This is a genomic window from Novosphingobium sp. GV079 (assembly GCF_003058045.1).
Lineage (GTDB): Bacteria > Pseudomonadota > Alphaproteobacteria > Sphingomonadales > Sphingomonadaceae > Novosphingobium > Novosphingobium capsulatum.
In genome coordinates this window covers 340,436-365,379 of sequence record NZ_QBUE01000004.1, presented here as the reverse complement: position 1 = coordinate 365,379, position 24,944 = coordinate 340,436, and the positions used below count along the sequence as shown (strand labels likewise).

At 67.3% G+C, this 24,944-nt stretch carries 22 protein-coding genes; 17 read left to right on the top strand and 5 right to left on the bottom strand.

The features are described from left to right. The first annotated feature begins 96 nt into the window (after nucleotides 1-96). Nucleotides 97-1,041: a LysR family transcriptional regulator gene (locus C8K14_RS07655; RefSeq protein WP_107716223.1), complete on the top strand. Its 945-nt coding sequence runs from the start codon at nucleotides 97-99 to the stop codon at nucleotides 1,039-1,041. Here C8K14_RS07655 and C8K14_RS07650 read toward each other — a convergent pair. Further along, nucleotides 1,005-1,865, bottom strand: a complete 861-nt coding sequence (locus tag C8K14_RS07650; RefSeq protein ID WP_107716222.1) for a LysR substrate-binding domain-containing protein — start codon at nucleotides 1,863-1,865, stop codon at nucleotides 1,005-1,007. The two genes, C8K14_RS07655 and C8K14_RS07650, sit on opposite strands and share 37 nt — an antisense overlap. A gap of 129 nt (nucleotides 1,866-1,994) precedes the next feature. Here C8K14_RS07650 and C8K14_RS07645 point away from each other — a divergent pair, with 129 nt between their 5' ends. Continuing rightward, nucleotides 1,995-2,963 carry a bile acid:sodium symporter family protein gene (locus tag C8K14_RS07645; protein ID WP_107716297.1) on the top strand — a complete coding sequence of 323 codons (969 nt, stop codon included), beginning with the start codon at nucleotides 1,995-1,997 and terminating at the stop codon, nucleotides 2,961-2,963. Here C8K14_RS07645 and C8K14_RS07640 read toward each other — a convergent pair. Then, nucleotides 2,939-3,568 (bottom strand): DUF1826 domain-containing protein, encoded by a 630-nt coding sequence (locus C8K14_RS07640; RefSeq protein ID WP_107716221.1) that lies wholly within the window; start codon nucleotides 3,566-3,568, stop codon nucleotides 2,939-2,941. The genes C8K14_RS07645 and C8K14_RS07640 overlap by 25 nt on opposite strands. A 166-nt stretch (nucleotides 3,569-3,734) precedes the next feature. On the opposite strand from C8K14_RS07640, the gene C8K14_RS07635 reads away from it, so the two are divergent. The 9 genes from C8K14_RS07635 to C8K14_RS07595 all read left to right on the top strand — a co-directional run bounded on the left by C8K14_RS07635 (nucleotide 3,735) and on the right by C8K14_RS07595 (nucleotide 13,728). Then, nucleotides 3,735-4,013: a hypothetical protein gene (locus C8K14_RS07635; RefSeq protein WP_133726776.1), complete on the top strand. Its 279-nt coding sequence runs from the start codon at nucleotides 3,735-3,737 to the stop codon at nucleotides 4,011-4,013. Between the two features lie 123 nt (nucleotides 4,014-4,136). Continuing rightward, nucleotides 4,137-4,226 carry a K(+)-transporting ATPase subunit F gene (gene kdpF / locus C8K14_RS07630; RefSeq protein WP_022675158.1) on the top strand — a complete coding sequence of 30 codons (90 nt, stop codon included), beginning with the start codon at nucleotides 4,137-4,139 and terminating at the stop codon, nucleotides 4,224-4,226. A 13-nt stretch (nucleotides 4,227-4,239) separates the two neighbouring features. Next, a complete protein-coding gene (gene kdpA, locus C8K14_RS07625; RefSeq protein ID WP_107716220.1) occupies nucleotides 4,240-5,955 on the top strand; it encodes a potassium-transporting ATPase subunit KdpA in 1,716 nt (571 codons plus the stop codon). 29 nt (nucleotides 5,956-5,984) lie between these two features. Continuing rightward, nucleotides 5,985-7,982: a potassium-transporting ATPase subunit KdpB gene (kdpB, locus tag C8K14_RS07620; RefSeq protein WP_107716219.1), complete on the top strand. Its 1,998-nt coding sequence runs from the start codon at nucleotides 5,985-5,987 to the stop codon at nucleotides 7,980-7,982. A gap of 24 nt (nucleotides 7,983-8,006) precedes the next feature. Next, nucleotides 8,007-8,606, top strand: a complete 600-nt coding sequence (gene kdpC, locus C8K14_RS07615; RefSeq protein ID WP_369974043.1) for a potassium-transporting ATPase subunit KdpC — start codon at nucleotides 8,007-8,009, stop codon at nucleotides 8,604-8,606. Further along, complete coding sequence (locus C8K14_RS07610; RefSeq protein WP_107716217.1) at nucleotides 8,606-11,263, top strand: sensor histidine kinase KdpD; 2,658 nt, start codon at nucleotides 8,606-8,608, stop codon at nucleotides 11,261-11,263. The genes kdpC and C8K14_RS07610 overlap by 1 nt, the downstream gene beginning before the upstream one ends. Then, nucleotides 11,260-11,949: a response regulator gene (locus C8K14_RS07605; protein ID WP_107716216.1), complete on the top strand. Its 690-nt coding sequence runs from the start codon at nucleotides 11,260-11,262 to the stop codon at nucleotides 11,947-11,949. Before C8K14_RS07610 ends, C8K14_RS07605 begins: the two co-directional genes overlap by 4 nt. A gap of 61 nt (nucleotides 11,950-12,010) precedes the next feature. Next, nucleotides 12,011-12,481, top strand: coding sequence for an Lrp/AsnC family transcriptional regulator (locus C8K14_RS07600; protein ID WP_107716215.1), 471 nt, complete (start codon nucleotides 12,011-12,013; stop codon nucleotides 12,479-12,481). A 77-nt stretch (nucleotides 12,482-12,558) separates the two neighbouring features. Beyond that, on the top strand, nucleotides 12,559-13,728 hold the full coding sequence (locus C8K14_RS07595; protein WP_107716214.1) for a pyridoxal phosphate-dependent aminotransferase: 1,170 nt from the start codon (nucleotides 12,559-12,561) through the stop codon (nucleotides 13,726-13,728). Nucleotides 13,729-13,795: 67 nt separating this feature from the next. Here the strand turns inward: C8K14_RS07595 and C8K14_RS07590 are convergent, their stop codons facing one another. Continuing rightward, complete coding sequence (locus C8K14_RS07590) at nucleotides 13,796-14,464, bottom strand: pyridoxamine 5'-phosphate oxidase family protein (protein WP_107716213.1); 669 nt, start codon at nucleotides 14,462-14,464, stop codon at nucleotides 13,796-13,798. A gap of 100 nt (nucleotides 14,465-14,564) precedes the next feature. On the opposite strand from C8K14_RS07590, the gene C8K14_RS07585 reads away from it, so the two are divergent. After that, the gene (locus tag C8K14_RS07585) at nucleotides 14,565-15,995 is read left to right on the top strand and encodes a PLP-dependent aminotransferase family protein (RefSeq protein ID WP_107716212.1); all 1,431 of its coding nucleotides are present in this window, start codon (nucleotides 14,565-14,567) and stop codon (nucleotides 15,993-15,995) included. A gap of 5 nt (nucleotides 15,996-16,000) precedes the next feature. Here the strand turns inward: C8K14_RS07585 and C8K14_RS22600 are convergent, their stop codons facing one another. Further along, entirely contained in the window at nucleotides 16,001-16,162 is a 162-nt protein-coding gene (locus tag C8K14_RS22600) for a hypothetical protein (RefSeq protein ID WP_022677979.1), read from the bottom strand. Between the two features lie 142 nt (nucleotides 16,163-16,304). Next, complete coding sequence (locus tag C8K14_RS07580) at nucleotides 16,305-16,718, bottom strand: group II truncated hemoglobin (RefSeq protein ID WP_107716211.1); 414 nt, start codon at nucleotides 16,716-16,718, stop codon at nucleotides 16,305-16,307. A gap of 66 nt (nucleotides 16,719-16,784) precedes the next feature. Between C8K14_RS07580 and C8K14_RS07575 the strand changes: the two genes are divergently transcribed. The 5 genes from C8K14_RS07575 (at nucleotide 16,785) to C8K14_RS07555 (ending at nucleotide 24,903) form a co-directional block, all read left to right on the top strand. Next, complete coding sequence (locus C8K14_RS07575; protein ID WP_022677977.1) at nucleotides 16,785-17,465, top strand: response regulator transcription factor; 681 nt, start codon at nucleotides 16,785-16,787, stop codon at nucleotides 17,463-17,465. Next, on the top strand, nucleotides 17,455-18,849 hold the full coding sequence (locus C8K14_RS07570; RefSeq protein ID WP_107716210.1) for a HAMP domain-containing sensor histidine kinase: 1,395 nt from the start codon (nucleotides 17,455-17,457) through the stop codon (nucleotides 18,847-18,849). Before C8K14_RS07575 ends, C8K14_RS07570 begins: the two co-directional genes overlap by 11 nt. A 154-nt stretch (nucleotides 18,850-19,003) precedes the next feature. Beyond that, nucleotides 19,004-22,258 carry an efflux RND transporter permease subunit gene (locus C8K14_RS07565; protein ID WP_054131152.1) on the top strand — a complete coding sequence of 1,085 codons (3,255 nt, stop codon included), beginning with the start codon at nucleotides 19,004-19,006 and terminating at the stop codon, nucleotides 22,256-22,258. Then, nucleotides 22,248-23,450: an efflux RND transporter periplasmic adaptor subunit gene (locus tag C8K14_RS07560; RefSeq protein ID WP_022677974.1), complete on the top strand. Its 1,203-nt coding sequence runs from the start codon at nucleotides 22,248-22,250 to the stop codon at nucleotides 23,448-23,450. The genes C8K14_RS07565 and C8K14_RS07560 overlap by 11 nt, the downstream gene beginning before the upstream one ends. Beyond that, the gene (locus C8K14_RS07555) at nucleotides 23,443-24,903 is read left to right on the top strand and encodes an efflux transporter outer membrane subunit (protein ID WP_062784770.1); all 1,461 of its coding nucleotides are present in this window, start codon (nucleotides 23,443-23,445) and stop codon (nucleotides 24,901-24,903) included. The genes C8K14_RS07560 and C8K14_RS07555 overlap by 8 nt, the downstream gene beginning before the upstream one ends. Nucleotides 24,904-24,944: the final 41 nt, after the last annotated feature.

Genomic DNA, 24,944 nt, shown 5'->3' with positions numbered 1-24,944 from the left:
GCGTTCGGTGCCGTTCAGCTGTTGGGGCCAATCTAGGCATTCTCACTTGCAAAGAAATGGCAATGATGGAAAAGCATCAGTGAAGGAAATTGCATAATGTCTTTGCCTGATCTCGAAGCCTGGGCGATCTTTGCCAAAGTGGTCGATACTGGTTCCTTCGCGGCAGCCGCCGATGCCCTGGGCTTGTCCAAGCCCACGGTGTCCAAGGCGGTGACCCGGCTGGAAGCGCGGCTGGGCGTGCCGCTGCTCCACCGCACCAGCCGCCGCCTGGCGCTGACCGAAAGCGGGCGCGGCGTGCTCGATCGGGCGCGGCGCATCCTGGCCGATGGCGAAGCGGCCGAGGCGCAAGCAGGTGCGGAAGGCGATGTGCCGCGCGGTCTGGTGCGCCTGGCCGTGCCCATGGGCTTTGGCCTGCGCCATGTCGCACCGATCCTGCCGCAATTCCTGGAGGCTTACCCGCACGTCGGCCTCGATCTCGATCTGTCGGACGCACGGGTCGATGTCGTGGGCGGCGGGCACGACGTGGTGCTGCGCATTGCCGGGCTGGATGATAGCTCGCTACGGGCGCGGCGGCTGTGTGCGGTGCGCCGGCCGCTGGTGGCGGCGCCCTCCTATCTTGCGGCGCATGGCACGCCCACCCATCCGCGCGATCTGTCGCGGCATGTCGGGCTGCTCTACACCAATCTCGATGCGCCGGAATCCTGGCGCTTCCACAACGCGGTGGAAGGGGATTATGTCGTGACGGTCAAGGGCCGGCTTGGCGCCAACAATGCCGATGCGCTGGCTCCGGCGCTGCTGGCAGGCCAAGGGCTGGCGCTGCAACCCGATTTCATGGTGTGGGAAGACATGGCCGCCGGCCGCCTGGTCGAGGTAATGCCCGAATGGCGCATCCCCGATATCGCGCTGCATCTCGTAACGCCGCCGGGCAGCCAGCGCCCGGCACGGGTGCGGGTGCTGATCGATTTTCTCGCCCGCCACCTGTCTCGCGCGCCATGGTCGGTCGATCAGGTAGCAACGGCGCCCGTGCCGCCCGCCCAGTGAAGAATCGCGGCGGTCAGCGCTTCTGCCGCCAGGTTGTGGCCACCGGGCGCGATTACGGCAAATTCGATTGCCGGTAGCTCGGGCAATGTGCCGGGCGGGCGCAGCGGCGCCAGCCCTTGCGGCACCAGGCGCAGCGAGTGCGGCATCACGCCAAGCCCGGCCCGCGCCGCCGCGGTCAGCCCGCTCAATGAGCCGCTGGTAAACGCCACGCGCCAGGGCGCGCGCACGCGATCCAGCTTATCGAGCGCCAGGGCGCGGGTCACGCTGGGCGGCGGATAGAGCAGCAGCGGCACGGCGTCGCCCGGATCGAGCCGGAAATCGGGCGAGGCGACCCAGCCGACCGTCTCGCGCCAGGCGGTCACCCCGCGCCGCTCGCCGGAGCGCTTCTTCACGAACATGATGTCCAGCCCGCCCGCGTCGAACTGGTCGTAAAGCGTTTCGCTCAGCGCCACGGTCAATGCCACGTCGACATCGGGATGGCGCCGCGAAAACTGCGCCAAGACATCGGGCAGGGCCGACAGCACGAAATCTTCGCACGCACCAAAGCGCAATTGGCCGCGAAGGCGCAGGCCGGACAGGTGGGCATCCATCCGGCCGTGGGCGTCGAGCACGCGGCGGGCATGGTCGAGAAACGCTTCCCCTTCGGCCGAGAGCGCCACGCGGTGGGTGTCGCGCGCCAAAAGACGCCGCCCGGCCAGTTCCTCCAGCCGACGGATCTGCTGGCTCACCGTGGATTGCCGCGTGCCCAGCGTCCGGGCTGCGGCGGTAAAGCTGCCGCATTCGGCGACGGTGACAAACGCGCGCAGCAGGTCAGGTCCGATCATCGGGCCATCATGCCACAGTATCGCCTGCTATCAAGATGGTGAATGACTGTTATCGCGATGATCATGATTGTGCATGGCCATGCAGAGCCCTAGGTGCAGGCTGACATTTTTGGCAAGGACACGCCGCCCATGGGCAAGCTGCGCACTCTGATCGATCCCTATCTGCTGCTGCTGATCAGCACGATCGCGATTGCGGCGGTGTTTCCCGCGCATGGCGCCGGGGTCGCCGTGGCCGACGTGGCGGTGACCGCTGCTGTTGCGCTGCTGTTCTTTCTCTATGGCGCGCGGCTGGCGCCCCAGGCGGTGTGGCAGGGCATGGCCCATTGGCGGCTGCAGGCGCTGGTGTTCGCCAGCACCTTCGTGCTGTTTCCGCTGATCGGGCTGGGCGTCGTCCACCTCATCGGCGGGCTGGTCGCGCCCGATATTGCCGTGGGCCTGCTGTTCCTGTGCGTGCTGCCGTCGACCGTGCAGTCCTCGATCGCCTTCACCTCCATCGCGCGGGGCAACGTGCCTGCGGCGCTGTGCAGTGCGTCGCTGTCCAACCTCGTCGGGGTGGCGCTCACCCCGGTGCTCACCGCGCTGCTGCTGCCCACCTCGGCCAGCGGTGGCTTTTCCGCCCATTCGCTGGAAACCATCGCCATGCAGATCCTGCTGCCCTTCGTGGCCGGGCAGGTGGCGCGGCCGTTCATCGGCGATTGGCTGGTCCGCCACAAGAAGATCGTCAGCTATGTCGATCGCGGGTCGATCCTGCTGGTGGTCTATGCCGCGTTCAGCGCGGGCATGGTGGCGGGTGTGTGGACCCGTCTGGCTCCGGCGGATCTGCTGATCGTGCTGGTGCTCGATCTGCTGATCCTGGCACTGGTCATTGTCGCCACCACGCTTGCCAGCCGCAAGCTGGGCTTCAACACCGAAGACGAGATTACCATCGTGTTCTGCGGATCGAAGAAGAGCATGGCGAGCGGCATCCCCATGGCGACGATCCTGTTCGCCGGCCACGCCGTCAGCCTCATCGTCCTGCCGCTGATGCTGTTCCACCAGGCGCAGCTGTTCGTCTGCGCCACCCTGGCGCGGCGCTATGCCGCCCGGCCGGAAAGCTGATCATTGGCAGTCTGATCCAGCGGATCGAGCACCAGCAACAGCCGCCGCTGCCCCGTGCCGGCGATCGGCGGAGAGCGGTGAAGCACGGCCGGCTCTGTCACCGCCAGCCGCCCCTTGAATAGGCCAACATGCCCCGGCTGCAACTGCTGCACCGGGGCGTGTGGCGGCGCATCGGCCATGACCCACTGCGTGCCTGGCCCGACCAGCGGCAGCAGCAGCCGCACGCTGACATAGTCCATGTGAAAGCGGCGGCAGGCATCGGTTTCCACCACATCGAGGCGCAGGCGCAGGCGCGGGCTGTGCGTGATCGCGGCAAAACCGCGCATCTGCCGCACGATGTCGGCGGTCAGCGCGGCAGTGGCCGGTTGCGCCGGAAATCCTGCGGCATGCAACTGCTTGCCCACCGCATCTGCCCGAAACGGCGCATCGATCCAGCAGTCGATATCGGCAATCGCCGCAAGGTCGATCCCGTCTAGCCAGGCCAGCGCCGCCGGGCGAGGCCGCTGCCACAGGGCGAGCTGCACCGCGGGCTGGTGAATCTGTGCCAGCACCGCTTCGCATGGGGCGCAGGCGATGGCGGGATGGCGGGGCAGGGGGACGGTCATGGCATCTCGTTACATGTAATGTGATACCATTACATTGACGCCAAAGCGTGCCACGGTCAAGCCAGGCGGTCTTTACGGAATCCTTATGCCCTGCACGCACCGCGCCGTGGAACCTTAACGGCCACAAGGCCCACATCGACGCCATCTCACAGCCAAGGAGCTGATCATGGACTATCGATCTGTGGGGCCGCGCGGACGCGATATGGGGTTGCGCCTCGCAGGGCTGGCCGCGTTGGCCGCCGTCCCCTTGCTTGCCCGGGGCCTGGCCCAGGTTGAACACGCGGAAAACGGCCATCCCGGCCCGCTGGCGCTGCTCGTCGCGCTGCTGATCGTGGCCGCGCTGTGGACCGGGCTTGGCCTGGGCATCGGTGGCTCTGGCCTATTCCGGTTGCAGCCGCGCCCGCCGCGTGCCTGGCTGCCCGTGTCGCGAAAGGATCGCGCATAATGACTGATCTTGTCTGGCTGGCCATTCTTGCCGGCCTGTTCGGTATCACGCTCGCCGCCGTTGCCCTGTGCGACAAGGCCTGAAGCTTTGGCTCCGACACCACGGGGCCTGAGGAACACTCCGATGACCATTCCCGAAATGCTCGCTGCGCTCGTCGCGGCTGGCCTGCTTGTCTATCTCGTGGCCGTGCTTCTGCGGCCCGAACGCTTCTGATGGGGGCCGTGCAATGACATCTGCCACCCTTGCGTCGGGCTTTGGCCTGATCCTGGTATTCACCGCGCTGGTCGCCCTGATGGCCAAGCCATTCGGCCTCTGGCTGTTTGCCGTCTATGAAGGCCGCACCACGCCGCTGCACCGCATGCTCGGCCCGGTCGAGCGCGCATTCTACCGTGTCGCCGGCATCAATCCGGACCAGGAGCAGGACTGGCGGCAATATGCCGTGCACCTGATGCTGTTCCAGGTCGTGACGGTGATCTTTACCTACGCCGTGCTGCGGCTGCAGGGCAGCTTGCCGATGAACCCGCGCGGCCTGGCCGGCCTGTCGCCCGACGGGGCGATGAACACCGCGATTGCCTTCGTCACCAACACCAACTGGCAGTGGTACGCCGGTGAAACGGCGCTGTCGAACCTGTCGCAGATGCTTGGCCTCACCATTCACAACTTCCTCTCGGCAGCCACCGGCATCGCCGTGGCCTTTGCCCTGTTCCGCGGCTTTGCCCGCGCCGAAACGCGCCACTTGGGTAACTTCTGGGCCGATCTCACCCGCGTGACGCTCTATGTCCTGCTGCCGGCGTGCATCGTCTATGCACTCTATCTGGTGGCCAGCGGCGTGCCGCAGACCTTTGCCAGCCTGATCGATGCCAGGACGCTGGAAGGCGCGCACCAGGCTATCGTGGTCGGCCCGGTCGCCTCGCAGGAAGCGATCAAGATGCTCGGCACCAACGGTGGCGGCTTCTACAATGCCAACTCGGCCCATCCCTTTGAAAACCCCACCGCGCTGGTCGATTTCGTCCAGATGCTGTCGATCTTCGCGCTGGGCGCCGGGCTGACCTACACGTTCGGCAAGGCCGTGGGCAACACGCGCCAGGGCTGGGCGATCCTGTGGGCCATGCTGCTGCTGTTCGTGGCCGGTGCCTCGTTCGCGTGGTGGCGTGAAGCTGCCGGCAACCCGATGCTGCATCACCTGGGCGTGATGGGCGCCAACATGGAAGGCAAGGAAGTGCGCTTTGGCGCGGCGGCCAGCGCCCTGTTCGCGGCGGTGACCACGGCGGCTTCGTGCGGGGCGGTCAACGCCATGCATGACAGTTTCACCGCGCTCGGTGGCCTGGTGCCGCTGTTCAACATGCAGCTGGGTGAAATCGTCATCGGTGGCGTGGGCTCGGGCATCTATGGCTTCCTGCTGTTTGCCGTGCTGGCAGTGTTCCTGGCTGGTCTCATGGTGGGCCGCACCCCGGAATACGTGGGCAAGAAGGTGGAAGCGCGCGAGGTGAAGCTGGCGGTGCTCGCCATTGTCATCCTACCGCTGTGCATCCTGGGGCTTACCGCCGTGGCCGTGGTGCTGCCGGCGGGCCTTGCCGGGCCGCTGGCCAAGGGGCCGCATGGCTTTTCCGAAATCCTCTATGCCTTCACTTCGGCCACGGCCAACAACGGTTCGGCCTTTGCCGGGCTGACTGCCGGCACCCCGTTCTACAACGGCCTGCTGGGCGTGGCGATGTGGCTTGGCCGCTTCCTGGTCGTGATCCCGGTGCTGGCGATTGCCGGCAGCCTCGCCAGCCGCAAGCACACGCCGGCCGGGCCGGGCTCGTTCCCGACCACGGGTGGCCTGTGGATCGGCCTGCTGGTCGCCACGATCCTGATCGTCGGTGGCCTTACCTTCCTGCCTTCGCTCGCGCTTGGCCCGGTGGCCGATCATCTCACCGGCGCTGCCGGCCTGCTTTACTGAGGATACCTGCCGTGTCGCAACCTACCTCGATGTTTTCGGCCGAACTGGTCGTACCGGCGCTGGGTGGCGCGCTGCGCAAGCTGCATCCCGCCCAGCTGGTGCGCAACCCGGTGCTGTTTACCACTGCCGTCGTCGCGCTGCTGCTTACCGTGCTGCTGTTCGTGGGCCACACCGGCCTGTCGCTGGGCTTTCAGATCCAGCTGATCGTCTGGCTGTGGCTGACAGTGCTGTTCGGCACCTTTGCCGAAAGCCTGGCCGAAGGGCGCGGCCGCGCCCAGGCCGCCTCGCTGCGTGCCACGCGGTCTGACCTGGTGGCCCGCCTGCCCGATGGCAGCAAGGTTTCGGCCGCCACCCTCCAAAAAGGCGCGGTCGTCATGGTCGCCGCTGGCGAACTGATCCCCGCCGATGGCGAAGTGATCGCCGGCGTCGCCTCGGTCAACGAAGCGGCCATCACCGGCGAAAGCGCGCCGGTGATCCGCGAAGCTGGGGGCGACCGTTCGGCCGTCACCGCCGGCACCCGCGTGCTCTCTGACGAGATCACTGTGCGGGTGACGCAGGAAGCCGGGCAGGGCTTTCTCGATCGCATGATCGCCCTGGTCGAAGGCGCCCAGCGCCAGAAGACCCCGAACGAGATCGCGCTCACCATCCTGCTGGTCGGCCTCACGATCATCTTCCTGATCGCGGTCGCCACCATTCCGGCATTTGCCCGCTATGCCGGGGGCCAGATCCCCGTGGCGGTGCTGGCCGCGCTGCTGATCACGCTGATCCCGACGACGATCGCGGCGCTGCTTTCGGCCATCGGCATCGCCGGGATGGACCGCCTCGTGCAGTTCAACGTGCTCGCCAAGTCGGGCCGCGCGGTGGAAGCGGCCGGCGATATCGACGTCCTGCTGCTCGACAAGACCGGCACGATTACCGTTGGCGATCGCCAGGCCAGCAACTTCCTGCCCCTGACGGGCACGGCTCCGGCCACCTTGGCGCGCGCCGCGCTCATGGCCAGCCTGGCCGATGAAACGCCCGAAGGCCGCTCGATCCTGCGTCTGGCGCAGGAAGCGCACAGCCTGGACGTGCCAGACGTGCCTGCCGGTGCCGAAGTCATTCCGTTCACCGCGCAGACCCGCATCTCCGGCCTTGATAACAACGGCCACGTGGTGACCAAGGGCGCGGTCGATGCGATCCTGCGCAGTGTGCCCGATGCGGCACGCGGCACGGCGGCGGCCGAACTGCGCCGCATTGCCGAAGACGTCGCGCGCCAGGGGCAGACCCCGCTGGCGGTTGCTGAAAACGGCACGCTACTGGGGATCGTCGCGCTCAAGGACGTGATCAAGGCCGGCATCCGCGAACGCTTTGCCGAACTGCGCAAGATGGGCATCCGCACCGTGATGATCACGGGCGACAATCCGCTCACCGCCGCTGCCATTGCCGCTGAATCCGGCGTCGACGATTTCCTGGCGGAGGCCACGCCCGAAGACAAACTCGCGCTGATCCGGCGCGAGCAGCAGGGCGGCCGCCTGGTGGCGATGTGCGGCGATGGCACCAACGATGCGCCCGCCCTGGCCCAGGCCGACGTGGGCGTGGCGATGAACACCGGCACCCAGGCTGCGCGCGAAGCGGGCAACATGGTCGATCTCGACAGCGATCCGACCAAGCTGATCGAGATCGTCGGGCTGGGCAAGCAGTTGCTGATGACGCGGGGCGCACTCACCACGTTCTCGGTGGCGAACGACGTGGCCAAGTACTTTGCCATTATCCCGGCGATGTTCCTGGTGCTCTATCCGCAGCTCTCGGTGCTCAACGTGATGCACCTGGCCACCCCGCAAAGCGCGATCCTGTCGGCGATCATGTTCAACGCCCTGATCATTCCCGCGCTGGTGCCGCTGGCGCTCAAGGGTGTGCGCTATCGTCCGGTGGGGGCTGGCGCACTGCTTGCTCGCAACCTGGCGGTCTTTGGCGTCGGCGGGCTCATCGCGCCGTTCGTCGGGATCAAGGCGATCGATATGCTCGTCGCCGCTCTGCATCTTGCCTAAGGGATTTCGCTCATGTCGTCTGTAATCAATCGGGAACTCGTCGCTGCGGTGCGTCCCTCGCTGATGATGACCGGGCTGTTTGCCGGCCTGCTTGGCCTGGCATACCCCGCCGCCATCACCGCCGTGGCCCAGGCTGCCTTTCCCTGGGCCGCCAATGGCAGCCTGATCACCGACCACGGCCAGGTCATCGGCTCTGACCTGATCGGCCAGGCCTTTACCAGCGCCCGCTACTTCCACGGTCGGCCCTCGGCGGCGGGCAGCAATGGCTACGATGCCTCGGCATCTGCCGGGTCCAACCTCGCGCCGTTCTCGCAAACCTTGCACGATCGCGTGGCCGGCGCGGTCAAGGACTTTGCCACCTCTTCACCAGGCTCTCCCGTTCCGCCTGACCTGGTGACCACCTCTGCCTCGGGGCTTGACCCCCATATCAGCCCCGAGGCAGCCTTTTCCCAGGTAAACCGCGTGGCCGCTGCCCGCAGCCTGGCCCCGGAAAAAGTGCATGAACTGGTAGAGACGCAGGTGGAGCAGCCGCTGCTGGGCCTGCTAGGCGAACCGCGGGTCAATGTCCTGGCGCTCAACAGGGCACTGGACGAAGCCACGTCGGCGCGCGCACAAGGGCATTGATGACGCCGGCACGCCCCGATCGCGAAGCCCTGCTGCGCCTTGCCGAGCAGGAAACCTCAGGCCGCCTCAAGGTTTTCCTTGGGGCGGCTCCTGGCGTTGGCAAGACCTGCGAAATGCTCGACGACGCGCTGGGCCAAGCCCGCGCCGGGGTGGACGTGGTGGTGGGCGTGGTCGAAACCCATGGTCGGGTGGAGACCGAGGCACGGCTGCGCCCGCTCTCGGTGCTGCCGCGCAGAGAGGTGGCCCATCGCGGCCATACCCTGCTAGAAATGGACCTCGACGCCATTCTCGAGCGTAAGCCCGCGCTCGTGCTGGTGGACGAACTCGCCCACGCCAACGCGCCGGGCAGCCGGCACGACAAGCGCTGGCAGGATGTGGAGGAAATCCTCGCCGCCGGGATCGACGTGTGGTCCACGCTCAACATCCAGCATCTGGAAAGCCTCAACGATGTCGTCGCTTCGTTCACCCATGTTCGCGTGCGCGAAACCGTGCCCGATCGCCTGCTCGACCGGGCCGAGATCGAGGTGGTCGATACCCCGCCCGATGAACTGATCGAGCGGTTGCGCGCGGGCAAGGTCTATGTCCCGCACGAAGCGGCGCGCGCGCTGCATCACTTCTTTTCCCGCTCCAATCTTTCGGCCCTGCGCGAACTCGTGCTGCGCCGCGCGGCCCAGGCGGTCGATGCACAGATGCTCGATGACGTCCGCGCCCAGGCGCTCGCCGGCACCTGGGCCACCGCCGATCGCGTGCTGGTGGCCGTGGGCAGCCATGATGCGGCCAGCGACGTGGTGCGCGCCGGGCGCCGCCTGGCTGATGCCCTGCGCGCGCCATGGACAGCGGTGCACATCGAAACACCGGGCGAACGCAGCGCGCAGGCCAATACGCGCTTGGCCGAAGCCATGCACTTGGCCACCCAGCTTGGCGGCCAGGTTCTGGCGTTGCCCGCCGCAGGGGTGGTCGATGGCCTGCAACAGGCCGCTGCCGATACCCGCGCCACCCTGCTGGTGGTTGGCGCGCCGCGCCCGCGCCGCTTTGCCTGGCAACGCCGGCTTACGGTCGATACCTTGGCGCGGCGCTTGCCCGATCTTGCCCTGCAGCAGGTGCCCGTGGCCCATGGCGCGCAGGCGCGTATCGCACTGGACCGCGCGCCGATCGCGGCTTGGGGCTGGGGGCCGTTGCTGCGTGGCCTGGTGCCGGCCATGGGCGCCACGGCGCTGGTTACCGCACTGGGCCGCCTGCTGTTTGCCGCCGCGCCGATCACCAACGTCGCGCTGCTCTATTTCCTGCCGGTGATGCTGGCGGCCACGCGCTATGGCCTCGCCACCGGGGTGATCACCGGCCTGGTCGCCTCGCTCGCCTACAACTTCTTCTTCATCCCGCCGACCGGCACGTTCACGATCGCCGATCCGCAGAACATCATCACCGTGCTGGTGCTGGTGGCAGTGGCGGCGGTCAGCAGCCAGTTGGCCGCGCGACTGCGGCAGCAGGCGCTGCTCGCGGGCGCCAGTGCCCGCACCAGTGCGGCCCTGGCCGGGTTTGCCCGGCTGCTCACCGGGGTGACCACGGCCGAGGAACTGGGCCGCGTGCTCTGTGCCGAAGCATCCCGCCTGCTCGATGCCCATGCCCTGATGCTGTTGCCCGAAGACGGCAAGCTGGCCGTGGCCGCCGCCTTTCCGCCCGAGCACCGGCTGGAAGTGCTCGATTTCGCCGCGGCGCAGTGGGCGTTCGATCGCGCGCAGCCTGCCGGGCGCGGGTCGGGCACGCTCACCGCGTCGGAATGGCTGTTTACCCCGCTTTCGGCCGGCGGGGCGCCGCTGGCGGTGCTCGGCCTGGCACGCGGCGATGCCAGCGCCCCGGTGCGCAGCGATCGCCTCCCGCTGCTGGGCAGCCTGGCGGACCAGGCCGGCCTCGCGCTCGAACGCATCCGGCTTGAGCATGACATGGCCGGCGTGCGCCAGCTGGAAGAACGCGACCGGCTGCGCGCCGCGCTGTTGTCTTCGATCAGCCACGATCTGCGCACCCCGCTCACCGCCGTGGTCGGCACCCTGCGCGAGCTCACGCCCGCCAATCCCGAGCAAGTGCCGATCCTCGCTACCGCCCGGGCCGAGGCGGAACGGTTGCAACGCTTCATCGCCAACCTGCTCGACATGGTGCGGATCGAGGCAGGCGCCATCGCCCTTCGGCCCGAGGCTGTGGACCTGGCCGAGGCGGTGGCCAGCGCCGTGCACGATCTGCGCCGCACGCTTGGCACCCGCGCCGTGACGATGGATATCGCCCCCGATCTGCCGCTGGTGATGGTCGATCCGCGCCTGTTCCACCATTGCCTGATCAACCTGATCGAAAACGCGGTGCGCCATGGCGGGGAAGAAGGGGCAATCGTTTTATCCGCCCAGCGCCGTACCGATGGGCTCGACCTGCTGGTGCTGGATGAAGGGCCCGGACTACCGCCCGGCATGTCGCTTCGCATATTTGAAGTTTTCACAAGAGTGGAAGGCTCCGATCGCAAGGGCGGCACCGGCCTGGGCCTGGCCATCGTCAGGGGTTTTGCCCGCGCGATGGGCATCGATGTCAGCGCCGCCAACCGCAGCGATCGCCCCGGCGCCCGCTTCACCCTGCATTTCTCGGAAAGCCAGTTGCGAAAGATCAGCGCCGAATGAGCAGCCTTGCCACCCGCGTCCTGGTGGTGGACGATGAACCCGCCATCCGCCGCCTGCTGCGCGGCAGCCTGGCCCGCGCCGGGCACGAGGTGATCGAGGCCGCCGATGCCCGCGCTGCCCTGGCGGCACTGGCGATCGACAAGCCCGATCTGGTGCTGCTCGATCTGGGCCTGCCTGACCGCGACGGGCTGGAACTTATCCCGCTGGTCAAGGCCACGGGCGCAGCACTGCTGATCGTTTCGGCGCGCGACGCCACGGATGAAAAGGTCGCCGCGCTCGATCTGGGCGCTGATGACTATGTCACCAAGCCGTTCGATACCGAGGAAGTGCACGCCCGCATCCGCGTGGCCCTGCGCACGCGGCTCAACCGCGTGGCGGAAGAGCCGGTGGTCCAGGTTGGCCGCGTGACGGTGGATCTGGCGGCCCGCCGCGTGTTGCGCGATGGGGTGGAAGTGCACCTGACGCCCAAGGAATACGGCTTTCTGGCGCAACTGTGCCGCCATCCGGGTCGCGTCGTGTCGCATGCCGCACTGCTGCGTGCGGTGTGGGGGGCGGGGCACGAACACGATGTCGAATACCTGCGCGTCGCCGTGCGCGGGGTGCGCCGCAAGCTGGAGGACGGCGACGTTGAAGCGAGCATGATCCGCAACGAGCCCGGCGTGGGCTATCGCCTGATTACCGCTTAATCTGCACACTGGTTGCGCAGCGCTGCGTTATCCTGCATTTGCGTGGCAGGAGGTCTTTCGTATGCTCAATTCGCGTGATCTGGCTATACTCGACGTTCTGCAGCGTGACAGCGATACGCCGCTGGCCGATGTCGGCGCCAAGGTGCACCTTTCGCCCTCGGCCTGCTCGCGGCGTATCGCCCACTTGCGCGAGGCAGGCTATATTCGCCGCAACGTGGCGGTGATCGATCGCGCCAAGGTGGGCCTGCCGACCACGGTGTTCGTTACCGTCAGCGTGCGCACGCACAGCGCGGCGTGGACCGAGCAGTTCCGCCAGGCCGTGGCCGGCATTCCCGAAATCATGGAAGTCTATCGCCTGACCGGCAACATCGATTACCTGCTGCGCATCGTGCTGCCCAGCGTTGATGACTATGACCGCGTGTATAAGGCATTGGTTTCGCGGATAGAGATGAACGTGGTCTGCGCCTCGATCGTGATGGAGACGGTCAAGTCTGCCGAAAGCCTGCCGTTGCATCATTCCGCCGCATCCTGAACGCGGCGGTTGACCCCGCCTTCGCGGCACTGCACCATCGCGCCTCCCTTGCGTTTTTGCCAAAGGATGCCCGCGCCATGACGGACTTTTCCGCTGCCCTGCCGCTCGATCGTCGGCGCATGTTCCAGATCGCCGCTGCCCTTGGCACCAGCGCCGCGCTGGGGGAGCGGGCCTTGGCCGCGCCGGCTGGCCAGGCCGGTCCGCAGCCCAGCGCGGCTTCGGCTGCCAACGACCTGAAAGTGGCGTCCGGCACGATCCGCCTCAATGGCAACGAATATTGGGAAGGGCCGGTCGACGATGGAACCGATGCCGCCCGCGCTGCCGTTGCTCGCAGCAACTATTATGATCCCGCCGGAGAGCGTGACGCCCTGATCGAAACCGTCGCGACGATGGAGCAGGTGGGCGCCGATCACGTCGTGCCCTGGGCGGGATCGGGCAGCCCGCTCGCCCGCGCCGTCGTCGGCTTTTGCAGCCCAGAGCGGGGGCTGGTCACCGCCGATCCCACCTTCGAAGTGGCCTGGATGGTGGCCGGCTATATCGGCGCGCCGGTGGCCAAGGTGCCGCTGCGCGCCAGCGACCAGGCCCACGATGTGCGTGCCATGCTGGCGGCCAATCCGCGCGCCGGGCTCTATCACATCTGCAACCCCAACAATCCCACCGGATCGCTGACTCCGATGGCCGACATCGTGTGGCTGGCCAATGCCATGCCCAAGGATGCCGTACTGCTGCTGGATGAAGCCTATCTGCACTTTTCCGGCGCCGCATCGGGCATGGATCTGGTGCGCCAGGGCCAGAACGTGGTGATCCTGCGTACCTTCTCCAAGATTTTCGGCATGGCCGGCATGCGCATGGGCCTCTCGATCGCCCGGCCTGACCTTCAGGCCAAGCTGATGCAGTACGATGGCGTGATACAGACGCTGCAACTGCCGGTGCCGGCGCTCGCCTGCGCCAGCGCCAGCCTGCGCCGAATGGACCAGATGACCGCCCGGCGCGAACAGAACACGCAGACCCGCGAAAAGACCGCCGCTTTCCTCACGCAGCGCGGTTTCCCGGTGCTGCCCAGCGCCGCCAACATGCTGATGGTCGATTGGGGCCGACCCGCCGCGCCGATCAAGGCCGCGTTCGAGGCCAAGGGCATTGCCATCGGTCGCTCCTGGCCGATCTGGCCGACGCGATCGCGCATCACCATCGGCTCGCCCCAGGAAATGGAACGCTTTTGCAATACGGTGGAGCGGGTGCTGGCGTAGGGCCGAAGTTCCGTAGCTACCTGGTTTTTCCGCTGCTTCCGGTCAGGCCACAGCCCCCAATTTGCGCCTAAGCCGGGCGCAGCAACCCGGACGCCACCAGTTCTGCCAGTTCCGCGGGTAGCGGCACCCCCACTGCCATCTCCGGCGCGGGTTCGGGCGTACCGAGAGTGGTCAGCATGGGCAGGACGCCAGCCCAGACTGGTACGTCCGCCTCATCCGCGTCGCCGGGTGGGCCGACGCGGTCTTTCACGCTCGCTTCGGCGATATCCATCCACATCACCGTCGTGGCCTTGGCCTCCTGCGCGGTCATCGGGCGCAGTGTCTCCCACCGGCCAGGGAACAGGCTGTCGACCATCTGGCGAAGCGCCGTAGCGCTTTCCTGCGCATCGGTGATCTTGTTGGCGCGCCCAAACACCATGGCGCTGCGATAGTTGACCGAATGGTTGTAGGCCGATCGCGCCAGGACATAGCCATCCATCAGGCTTACTGTCAGGCATACCGCTTGCCCTTCGGCCTGGCGCAGAAACCGGCTGGCCGAAGACCCGTGCCAGAACACGCGGTTGCCCTGCCGCCAGTGGAGCGTTGGCGTCACATAAGGCGCGCCGTCGATCACATAGCCAACGTGGCACATGGGCGCGGCATCCAGCACCGCATGAACATCGGCCCAGGCATGGCTGGCGCGATCGTGCATGCGCCGCACGCGACTGCGGTCTGTGACGGGAAACTGGTTTGTCATCGCTTAGGCCTCTTGCTGTGGCAAGCTGGTTTTGCCGACAAAGTGGTTTGTTGATGAGGTCCACTTGTCAAAATATGAGCAGTCCGCTTAAAGCGCCCCCATGCATGCCGAACCGCTGACCTGGCTGGTGTTGAACCGCGCTGCGGGCGATCTGGAAGGGCAGGTCTATCGCGCGTTTCGCGAACGTATCCTGGCAGGCACGCTGCCGGCCGGGGCGCCTTTGCCGTCGACGCGCGCGCTGGCTGTGGCGCTGGGCATCGCGCGCAGCACGGTGGTGGCCGGCTATGACCGGCTCGCCGCCGAAGGCTTTGTCCATGCCACCCCCGGCTCTGCCACCCGCGTCGCGCCTTTGCCGCCGCCGCCGTTGAGCGGAGGGGGCCGGCCAAAGCGGGCAGAACCTGCAGGCCTGGCTACCGCGGCCCAGGAAGATCCCAGCCGCTTCCTGCCGCTGCGCCCGGGCCTGCCTGATCTGGCGTCGTTTCCCCATGCGGCCTGGGCGCGCTGCCTCGGCGCCCGCGCCCGGGCCTTGCGCGTCCATGACCTGGGCTATGCCGATGCCCAGGGCCTGCCGATCCTGCGTGCCGCCGTGCTCGATCACGTGCGCCGGCGCCGCGCCGTGGTGGCCGATCCGGCGCAAGTGGTGATCGTGCCGTCAACCGCGGCGGCGCTGGCGTTGCTGGCGGGGCTGGTCGTGACGCCGGGCGATACCGCCTGGGTGGAAGACCCCGGCTATGCCACGGCCCAGGCGCTGTTGCGCCGGGCGGGTGCCACGCTGGTGCCGGTGCCGGTGGATGACGAGGGGCTCGATCCGGCGCGCGCGCCGCAGGCATCGCCGCCGCGACTGATCCACGTCACCCCGTCGCATCAGTATCCATCCGGCGCGGCGATGAGCCTGTCGCGGCGGCTGGCGCTGCTCGATCGCGCGTCCAGTCACGGCGCCCTGATCGTGGAGGACGATTACGACAGCGAGTTCCACTATGCCGGACGCCCGCTGGCCAGCCTTCAGGGATTGGATGATGCCGGCTGCGTTGCCTATCTGGGCACGTTTTCCAAGGTTCTCGCGCCGGGCTTGCGCGTCGCCTATGCGATCGTGCCACCGCGCCTGGTGGCCCCTATGCAGGCGGCGGTGCGCCTGTCGGGTGGCATGGTGCCGATGCACGTGCAGGCGGCGATGGCCGATTTCCTGGCAGAGGGGCATCTCAACGCCCATGTACGCCGCATGCGCAAGGTCTATCACCAGCGCATGCTGGACCTGGCCGGGCGATTGGCTGGGATGGCGCGGGGCCGCTGGCAGATCGGGCCGGTCGATGGCGGCCTGCAACTCGCGCTGTGGCTCGATCCCTTGGCCGGGCAGGACGATGCTGCGCTGGCGCAGGCGTTGCATGAGCATGGGTTGGGCGTGATGCCATTGTCGCAGCTATTTCTCGGCCCGCCGCGTGCCGGCCTGCTGCTTGGTGTGGCCACGGCTACGCCACAGGCGATCGACCGCCTCGCCACCGCGCTTGACCGGCTGGTGCCGCTGCCCGCCTGACGGGGTTACGGGCGCCAGTCGCGATGGCCCATGTGGCGCAGGCGGCGGCCACAATGGCGGCACGGGCAATATTCCACGCCAGCCTCGTAAAAGCGTTTTCCACGGTTGGGCTGGTGGCGGCCAATGCTGCATAGCAGCACTGCCCAGATCTTGGGTGAAAGCTCCATGGTCGCGCTCCCCAATGCAAAAAGATGCGACGGTGCCGTGGTTTAGGCGAATCCAAAATCAACGTGCAATTCGTTGATTATTGCACTGCACACAGATTTTGGCGAGCGATTTTACAATTGCCCGGCATTTTCGCCAGGATGGTTAGGCGCGGTTGGCCATGTGCCAGGCCAGCCCTTCCACCCGTTCCACGATCGTGCTGGAAAGCGGCGAAGGCGGCACGTGTTCGGCCCAGGCCTGGTGGAAGCACAGCAGCCAGCCCTTTATCTCTTCCTCACCGATCGAGGCACCCATGTGGCGCATGCGCAGGCGGGGATGGCCATATTGGCTGGTATAGAGCGGCGGTCCGCCGAGCCACCCGGTCAGATATTCATACAGCCGCTGTTCGGCGCGTTCGAGGGAGGGCGGGTGCACCGCGCGGCAGGTTGCAGCGCCGGGCAGGCTGTCCATCAGGTGATAGAACCGGGCGCAGAAGGCCCGCACCATGGCTTCCCCGCCCAGCAGGTCGTACGGGGTGGGCGCAGTGCTGTCGCCAGAGGCATCCGGGGCTTGGGTCATGCCGCGCCCATAGCCCTGGCCGTGCGTGCTGGCCAGCGCCCGCGTTCGCGGCTAAAGCACCCTGCCATGGCACGCATTCTGGTTATCGAGGACGATCCCGACACGGCCGGCGAAATCGTGGCCGAACTGCGCGGCCACGGACACGAGGTGCGCGCGGCGAACGACGGCGACAGCGGGGTGGAACTGGCCCTGCGCGAACCGTTCGACGCAATCACGCTCGATCGCATGCTGCCCGGGCTCGATGGGCTGTCCGTTGTCGCCCGCCTGCGCGCGGCCGGGCTGACATTGCCGGTGCTGATGATCAGCGCGCTGGGCGATGTGGACGAGCGGATTGCCGGACTGCGCGCGGGCGGCGACGATTACCTGATCAAGCCGTTTGCGCCCGACGAGATGGCGATGCGCGTGGAAGTGCTCCTGCGCCGCCAGGGCCAGATGGCCGCATCCACCGCGCTGCTGACGGCAGGGCCGGTGGAAATGGACCTGATCCGTCGCGAGGTGCGCGTGGCTGGCGAGCCGGTGCGCCTGTTGCACATGGAATTTCGCCTGCTCGAATTCCTCATGCGCAATGCCGGTGAAACGGTGGCGCGGCAGATCATCTTTGAACGGGTGTGGGGGTATTATTTCGATCCCGGCGCCAACCTGATCGCCGTGCATATCGCCCGCCTGCGCAAGAAGATCGATCTGCCGGGGCAGCCGTCGCTGATCGAAACGGTCAAGGGCGAAGGGTATCGCTTCGATGCCGGCTGAATGGCCCTGGGCCACCTGGCCGCGCTTTTCGGCCATTCGCAAGACCAGCACGTTTCGCTTGGCGGTGATGTTTGGTGCGGCATCGGTGCTGGCCGTGCTGCTGGTGCTGGCGATGGTCTATAGCCTCACGGCCGGAAACCTCGACACGCGCGTCGATCTGATCCTGCGCGCGGAAATGGCCCGCCTGGTAGCGGTGCCGCCGGCCGATCTGCCCGCCGCCATCGATGCCTCTTCCCGCGCCGGGGCCAATCCGCTGGGGCATTTTGGCCTGATCTCGCCCGGCGGGCGCTGGGTGGCGGGCGATCTCGGTGCCAGCCCGCCGCTCCGGCTGGGGCACACCTATGCGCGTGAAGATGGGCCGGACGTGCGCGGGCCGTTGCATATCCTGGCTGAGCGAACCGCCGGCGGCTTCATCATCATGGTTGGCCGCGATTCCACCGTGATCACCGAACTGCGCGATCACGTGCTTGCGATCCTGCTCGCCAGCGGCCTGGTGGTCGTGCCGATGCTGCTGGGCGCCGGCCTGGCGCTGAGCCTGGGGCCGTTGCGGCGGGTGGACCGCCTGCAACGCGTGGCCAGCACGATCGCCGGCGGGCGCCTGGATGCGCGCATGCCGATCGAGGGGCGCGGTGACGAACTCGATCTGCTGGCCGACACGGTCAACCACATGGTCGGCGAGGTCGAGCGATCGATGGCACAGGTCAAATCGGTGACCGATGCCATTGCCCACGATTTGCGCACCCCGCTCACCCGCGTGCGCAACCAGCTGTATCGCGCCGCCCGCGCGCCGAACTTGCCCGAGGCGGAAGGGCAGCGCATCAATGCCGCGATCGAGGATCTCGACACCGTGCTCGCGCGCTTTGCCGCGCTGCTGCGCATTTCCGAGATCGAGGCTGGCCACCGCCGCCAGGGCTTTGCCGCCACCCGCATCGATGAACTCGTGGCGGTGGTGATCGATCTCTATGCGCCCCTGGCCGAGGAGCGCGAGGTGGCGCTGCTGGCAGGCAGCCTCGCGCCGGTCACGCTGGTGTGTGATGCGCAACTGATGGTCGAGGCGCTGAGCAACCTGGTGGACAACGCCATCAAGTTCAGCCCGCCTGGCGGCACCGTCATGGTCACTGTCACGCGCGAGGGCGGTCAGGCCGTGATCGCCGTGGTGGACGAAGGCGAGGGGATTCCGGCCGAACAGGTCGACGCGGTGGTGCGCCGGTTCGATCGCGGCGCGGCATCGCCTGCCGTGCCAGGTTCGGGCCTGGGCCTCAGCGTGGTCGCGGCGGTTGCCCACCTTCACCAGTTTGCGCTCGAACTGGCGCCGGCGCGGGCCGATCGCACGCGTCCGGGGCTGGCCGCACGCATCCGCGCCGGGCACGTTCCGGCAATGTGAAATTCATTTCATTGGCAACGCGCTGCCGCTCGGTTCAATGGAGCCGGCGGTTGGCGCCGCACCATTGGCGGCGTCCCACGTTTCTGGCGCCTGCCTGCGCCTGCCTTCGCGCGTGCGAAGGCGGTGCGGGCGGGCCAAACCCATTGGGAACGCCATGCTGCAATTGGTCAAGCTTGCGCTCAGCAAGCCATATACCTTCGTCGTCCTGGCCATCCTGATCGTGCTTTCGGGTTCGATCGCCTGGCTACGCACCCCCACCGACATCTTTCCCGATATCCGCATCCCGGTGATTGCCGCAGTGTGGCAATATCGCGGGTTGCCGCCCGAGGACATGGCCGGCCGGGTGGTCTATTATTACGAACGCTCGCTCACCTCGACGGTCAACGATATCGATCATATCGAAAGCCAGTCGATGAACGGCGTGGGTGTGGTCAAGATTTTCTTCCGCCCCGGCGTCGATATCCGCACGGCGACCGCGCAGGTCACCTCGGTGTCGCAAACCGTGCTCAAGCAGATGCCGCCAGGCATGACGCCGCCGCTGATCCTCAACTACAGCGCGGCCACGGTGCCGATCCTGCAGATGGCGCTGTCGTCGGGCAAGCTTTCCGAACAGGCGATCTACGACCTGGGGCAGAACGGCATTCGTCCGCAACTTGCCACCGTGCAGGGTGCGGCCGTGCCATCGCCCTATGGCGGGCGTGAACGCCAGATCCAGATCGATCTCGATCCCGCCGCGCTGTTGCAGCATAATCTCTCTGCCGCAGACGTCGGCGCCGCGCTCGCCGCGCAGAACCAGATCGTGCCCGCCGGCACCACCAAGATCGGCGAGTTCGAATATTCCATCCGCCTCAACAACAGCCCGCAGGTAATCGACCAACTCAACGCGCTGCCGATCCGCACGGTCGATGGCACGACAGTGACGATCGGTGACGTTGCGCATGTGCACGATGGTTCGCCGCCGCAGGTGAACGAAGTGCGAGTCGACGGCGGGCGCGCGGTCTTGATGACGATCCTCAAGTCGGGCTCTGCCTCGACCGTTGATATCGTCAACGACGTCAAGGCGCTGCTGCCCAAGCTCAAGGAAACGCTGCCCGACAGCCTCAAGATTCAGCTGCTGTCGGACCAGTCGCTGTTCGTGAAGGCGGCCGTTTCGGGCGTGGTGCGCGAAGGCGTGCTGGCGGCGGCCCTGACCAGCCTGATGATCCTGCTGTTCCTGGGCTCGTGGCGGTCAACCGTGATCATCGCCACCTCGATCCCGCTGGCGATCCTGGCCGCCGTGGCGGGCCTGGCGGTGACCGGTGAAACGCTCAACATCATGACGCTGGGTGGCCTGGCGCTGGCCGTTGGCATCCTCGTGGACGATGCCACCGTCACCATCGAAAACATCAATTGGCACCTCGAACAGGGCAAGGGCGTGGCCGAGGCGATCATGGACGGGGCCGAGCAGATCGTGCGCCCGGCCTTCGTCTCGCTGCTGTGCATCTGCATCGCCTTCTTGCCGATGTTCTTCCTGCCCGGCGTGGCCGGCTTCCTGTTTGCCCCGATGGCCAAGTCGGTGGTCTTTGCGATGATCGCCAGCTTCGTGCTCTCGCGCACGCTGGTGCCGACCATGAGCAACTTCCTGCTGCGCGCGCATGGTTCTGAGCATGCCGTGGATATCATGGTCAGCCATGATGCCATGACCGGGCAGAAGCCGGGCATGCACCCGCTGCGCCGGTTCCAGCATGGCTTTGAAACGCGATTCGAGGCGATCCGCGCCTGGTACGTTGACGTGCTGCGCGCCGCGCTCGAAAGCCGCCGGCGGTTTGTGCCCGGGTTCATGATCGTGGTGCTGGCCTCGTTGGTTCTGGTGCCGTTCCTGGGGCGCAACTTCTTCCCCAGCGTCGATTCCGGTCAGATCAGCCTGCACGTGCGCGCGCCGGTCGGCACGCGCCTGGAAGAGACCGCCGCCCTGTTCGACAAGGTGGAGGACCAGATCCGCGCCACGGTGCCTCGCGATGAGCTGGTGTCGATCGTCGACAACATCGGCATGTCGTCTTCGGGCATCAACACCGCCTATGCCAACAGCGGCGGCATCGGTGCGCAGGATGGTGACATCCTGGTGACCCTGGCCGAAGATCATCACCCGACCGACGGCTATGTCCGCGCCTTGCGTGAGCATCTGCCGCATTTGTTCCCCGGCACCACGTTCTCGTTCCTGCCGGCCGACATCATTAGCCAGATCCTCAACTTCGGTGCGCCCGCTCCGATCGACGTCATGGTGACCGGGCCCGATACCAAGGCCAACGCCGATTATGCGCGGATGCTGGCCGGCCGCATCAACCATGTTGCCGGGATCGCCGACGTGCGCATGCAGCAGGCGACCAACGCCCCGGAACTGCGCTTTGACATCGATCGTGCCCAAGCCGATCGGCTTGGCGTGACCGAAAACGACGTGACCAAGAGCCTTTCGGTCAATCTTGCCGGCAGTGCGCAGGTGGCGCCCACGTTCTGGCTCAATCCCAAAAACGGCGTGTCCTATCCGATCGTGGTGCAGACCCCGCAATACCGCACCGACAGCATCGGCGCGCTCGACAACATCCCGGTCAGTTCGGCCCGGCCCGGTTCGGTCCAGCTGCTGGGTGCCCTGGGCACCATGACGCGGGAGCCAACGGCGGCGCTGATTTCGCACTATGCGGTGCAGCCGGCGTTCGACGTCTATGCCACCACCCAAGGGCGCGATCTGGGCGCCGTGGCGGGCGACGTGCAGAAGATCCTGAACGATACGGCCGCCAGCCTGCCCAAGGGTTCGACCGTAAAGATCCGGGGCCAGGTGGAAACCATGAACGCGGCCTTCACCGGGCTGGTCCTGGGTCTGGTTGGCGCGATCGTGCTGATCTACCTGCTGATCGTGGTCAACTTCCAGAGCTGGATCGATCCGGCGGTGATCGTTTCGGCCCTGCCGGCTGCGCTTGCCGGGATTGCCTGGACGCTGTTTGCCACGCACACGCCGCTATCGGTGCCGGCCTTGACCGGGGCGATCATGTGCATGGGCGTGGCCACGGCCAACTCGGTGCTGGTGGTCAGCTTTGCCCGCGAACGCCTGGCCGTGCTGGGCAATGCCACCCTGGCCGCGATCGAAGCCGGTTCCACCCGCTTCCGCCCGGTGCTGATGACGGCGCTGGCCATGATCATCGGCATGGCGCCGATGGCGCTCGGCCTGGGCGAGGGGGGCGAACAGAACGCCCCGCTCGGCCGCGCCGTGATCGGCGGCCTGATCTGCGCCACCATTGCCACGCTGGTGTTCGTGCCCGTGGTCTTCTCCATCGTCCATCGCAAGGAACGCCGGGGCGGCGCCACGTCGCAGCCCACCCCGCCGCCGTCCGATGATCCCACTTTCATCAAGGGAGACCTTGTCCATGCAGAATGAAACCAGCCTGGTCGTGGGCCAGGAAGACGCCCCAGCGCGCGCGCCGCGCGGGCTCAAGACCGCCGGCATCGTTGCTGGCGTGGTGGCCGCCGTCATCGTGGGCGTGGGCATCTACAGCCGCCATGGCGAGGCACTAGACACTCGCAACTGGAGCGAGGCGCAGGCCATTCCCACCGTTCACCTGGTGGACGTGACGCCGGCCGCAGCCAGCGGCGCGCTCAGCCTGCCTGGCACCATGGCGGCGTGGAACACCGCGCATATCTTTGCCCGCGTGCCTGGCTACATGCAGGCCTGGACGCGCGACATCGGCGCCACCGTGGGCCAGGGCACACCCCTGGCGCAGATCGAGACGCCCGAGCTTGACCAGCAGATCGCGGCCGCCCGCGCCGCGCTGGCCAAGGCCAAGGCCAGCGCGGGCCTAGCCCGCAGCACCGCGGCGCGCTGGAACGACCTGTTGACCGACCATTCGGTTTCGCAGCAGGAAGCCGACGAGCGCAACGGCAACCTGGCGGTTCAGGTTGCCACCGTGCGCGGGGCAGAGGCAGACCTTGCCCGGCTTCTGGCGATGAAGGGCTATGCCACGGTGCGCGCGCCCTTTGCCGGCGTGGTGACCCAGCGCACTGCCGACATCGGCGATCTGGTGGGGCCTGGTGCCACCAACCAGCAGCCGATGTTTACCGTGGCCGACGTCAGCCGCATCCGCATCTACGTGGGCGTGCCGCAGACCTATGCCGCCGCGATGAAACCGGGCGTGGAAGCGACCCTGACCGTGCCCGATCTGCCGGGCCAGACGTTTGCCGCCAAGGTTGTCGGCACGTCGGATGCGATCAATCCGCAGAACGGCGCCTTGCAAGTGCAGTTGCTGGCCGACAATACCGCCCACGCGCTGCGCGCAGGCGGCTTTGCCCAGGTGGCGTTCAAGGTGCCGGGCAGCGCAGGGGCGGTCATGATCCCGTCTAGCGCGCTGCTGTTCCGCTCTGCCGGCACCCAGGTGGCCACGGTGGGCAGCGATGGCCGGGTGCGGCTGCTGTCGATCACGCTCGGCCGCGATCTGGGCAAGACGGTGGAAGTGGTCAGTGGCCTGTCCGCCGGGACCAAGATCATCGACAACCCGCCGGATTCGATCGCCAACGGCGAAGCGGTGCATGTCGCCCATGCCGGTGCAAACGGTGGGGGCGGCCAGCATGCCTGAGCGTCTTGCCAAGCTGCGGCTGGGGCTGGGCGCTGCCCTGGCCATGGCCCTGGCCGGGTGCGCCAGCGCCCCGGCCTATAAACCGCCGCAGGTCAGCCTGCCCGCCGCCTTTTCCGGCACCGGGCCGTGGGTGCCGGCCAGCGGCGATGCGGCCACGCCACCCGCCGCCTGGTGGACCGTGTTCGGCGATCCCGTGCTCAACGGGTTGGAAGACCAGCTCAACGCCGGCAATCCCTCGCTTGCCGCTGCCGTTGCCCGGCACGACAAGGCCGCGGCACTACTGCGCCAGGCGCGGGCCGATCTCTATCCCCAGCTGGGCGCCGGGGCGACGGTCACGCAGAACCGGCAATCGGCTGATCGCCCGCTGCGCGGCAGCACCCAGCCCGATTATTATGGCGCGCAAACCCTGGGCCTGACCGGCAGCTATGAAGCCGATCTGTGGGGTCGTGTGCGGGCCAATGTCGCCGCTGGGCGGGCCGATGCCGAGGCTGCTGCCGATGACGTGGCCGACACCCGCCTGCAACTTCAGGCGGAACTGGCTGAAGGCTATGCCGTGCTGCGCGGGCAGGATCGCATCATCGCGCTGCTCGACGACACCGTGGCCGCCTATGCCCGGGCCGACCACATGACGCAGCGGCGCTTTTCCGGTGGTATCGCCAATGCCATGGAAACCGGCCAATCCGCGACGCAGCTGGCAGAGGCGCAGGCCGCGCTGGCCGATGCCCGCAATGCCCGTGCCCTGGCCGAACATGCGCTGGCGACGCTGGCGGGCGTGCCGGCCACCGGCTTTGCCATCGCGCCATCCGATCGCAGCCTGGCGCTGCCCGCGGTGCCGGTGGGCGTGCCTTCCACGCTCTTGCAGCGCCGGCCCGACATCGCTGCCGCCGAACGGCGGATGTATGCCGCCAATCGGCGCATTGGCGTTGCCCGCGCGGCCTTCTTCCCCTCGCTGTTGCTGGGCGGGCAGGTTGGCCTGCAGGATACCACGCTGGCCAATATCATCGCCGCGCCCAACACGTTCTGGTCGATTGGCCCGGCGGCGGTGATGACGTTGTTCGATGGTGGGCGTCGCCACGCCCGCGTGATGCAGGCCCGCGCCGATTGGGATGCTGCCACCGCAGACTATCGGGGCCACGTGCTGAGCGCGGTGCAGGATGTGGAAGACGGCCTGTCCCGGCTCCATCACCTGGGCGACGAAGCCAGCGCCGAGGCGCGCGCGGCCGAGCAGGCTGGCACGGTCGAGGCGCTGGCCACCCGCCGCTATGAACGCGGCGCGGTCAGCTATCTCGACGTCGTCACCGCCCAGACCACGGCGCTGCGCACACGGCAAAAGGCGATCGAGGTGGATACCCAGCGCCTGCAGGCAGCAGTGCGCCTGTTGCGCGCCGTGGGCGGCGGCTGGCAGGGCGATACCAGCATGGCTGCGGCGCCGTCATCGGCAAAGGCTGGCTGATCAGGCCCGACGTCGTGCCGATCGTTGCGGGGGCTTGGCTT

Coding starts and splice junctions, on each gene's coding strand:
- C8K14_RS07655 (WP_107716223.1), top strand. CDS start 97: ATGTCTTTGCCTGATCTCGAAGCCTGGGCGATCTTTGCCAAAGTGGTC.
- C8K14_RS07650 (WP_107716222.1), bottom strand. CDS start 1,865: ATGATCGGACCTGACCTGCTGCGCGCGTTTGTCACCGTCGCCGAATGC.
- C8K14_RS07645 (WP_107716297.1), top strand. CDS start 1,995: ATGGGCAAGCTGCGCACTCTGATCGATCCCTATCTGCTGCTGCTGATC.
- C8K14_RS07640 (WP_107716221.1), bottom strand. CDS start 3,568: ATGACCGTCCCCCTGCCCCGCCATCCCGCCATCGCCTGCGCCCCATGC.
- C8K14_RS07635 (WP_133726776.1), top strand. CDS start 3,735: ATGGACTATCGATCTGTGGGGCCGCGCGGACGCGATATGGGGTTGCGC.
- kdpF (WP_022675158.1), top strand. CDS start 4,137: ATGACCATTCCCGAAATGCTCGCTGCGCTCGTCGCGGCTGGCCTGCTT.
- kdpA (WP_107716220.1), top strand. CDS start 4,240: ATGACATCTGCCACCCTTGCGTCGGGCTTTGGCCTGATCCTGGTATTC.
- kdpB (WP_107716219.1), top strand. CDS start 5,985: ATGTTTTCGGCCGAACTGGTCGTACCGGCGCTGGGTGGCGCGCTGCGC.
- C8K14_RS07610 (WP_107716217.1), top strand. CDS start 8,606: ATGACGCCGGCACGCCCCGATCGCGAAGCCCTGCTGCGCCTTGCCGAG.
- C8K14_RS07605 (WP_107716216.1), top strand. CDS start 11,260: ATGAGCAGCCTTGCCACCCGCGTCCTGGTGGTGGACGATGAACCCGCC.
- C8K14_RS07600 (WP_107716215.1), top strand. CDS start 12,011: ATGCTCAATTCGCGTGATCTGGCTATACTCGACGTTCTGCAGCGTGAC.
- C8K14_RS07595 (WP_107716214.1), top strand. CDS start 12,559: ATGACGGACTTTTCCGCTGCCCTGCCGCTCGATCGTCGGCGCATGTTC.
- C8K14_RS07590 (WP_107716213.1), bottom strand. CDS start 14,464: ATGACAAACCAGTTTCCCGTCACAGACCGCAGTCGCGTGCGGCGCATG.
- C8K14_RS07585 (WP_107716212.1), top strand. CDS start 14,565: ATGCATGCCGAACCGCTGACCTGGCTGGTGTTGAACCGCGCTGCGGGC.
- C8K14_RS22600 (WP_022677979.1), bottom strand. CDS start 16,162: ATGGAGCTTTCACCCAAGATCTGGGCAGTGCTGCTATGCAGCATTGGC.
- C8K14_RS07580 (WP_107716211.1), bottom strand. CDS start 16,718: ATGACCCAAGCCCCGGATGCCTCTGGCGACAGCACTGCGCCCACCCCG.
- C8K14_RS07575 (WP_022677977.1), top strand. CDS start 16,785: ATGGCACGCATTCTGGTTATCGAGGACGATCCCGACACGGCCGGCGAA.
- C8K14_RS07570 (WP_107716210.1), top strand. CDS start 17,455: ATGCCGGCTGAATGGCCCTGGGCCACCTGGCCGCGCTTTTCGGCCATT.
- C8K14_RS07565 (WP_054131152.1), top strand. CDS start 19,004: ATGCTGCAATTGGTCAAGCTTGCGCTCAGCAAGCCATATACCTTCGTC.
- C8K14_RS07560 (WP_022677974.1), top strand. CDS start 22,248: ATGCAGAATGAAACCAGCCTGGTCGTGGGCCAGGAAGACGCCCCAGCG.
- C8K14_RS07555 (WP_062784770.1), top strand. CDS start 23,443: ATGCCTGAGCGTCTTGCCAAGCTGCGGCTGGGGCTGGGCGCTGCCCTG.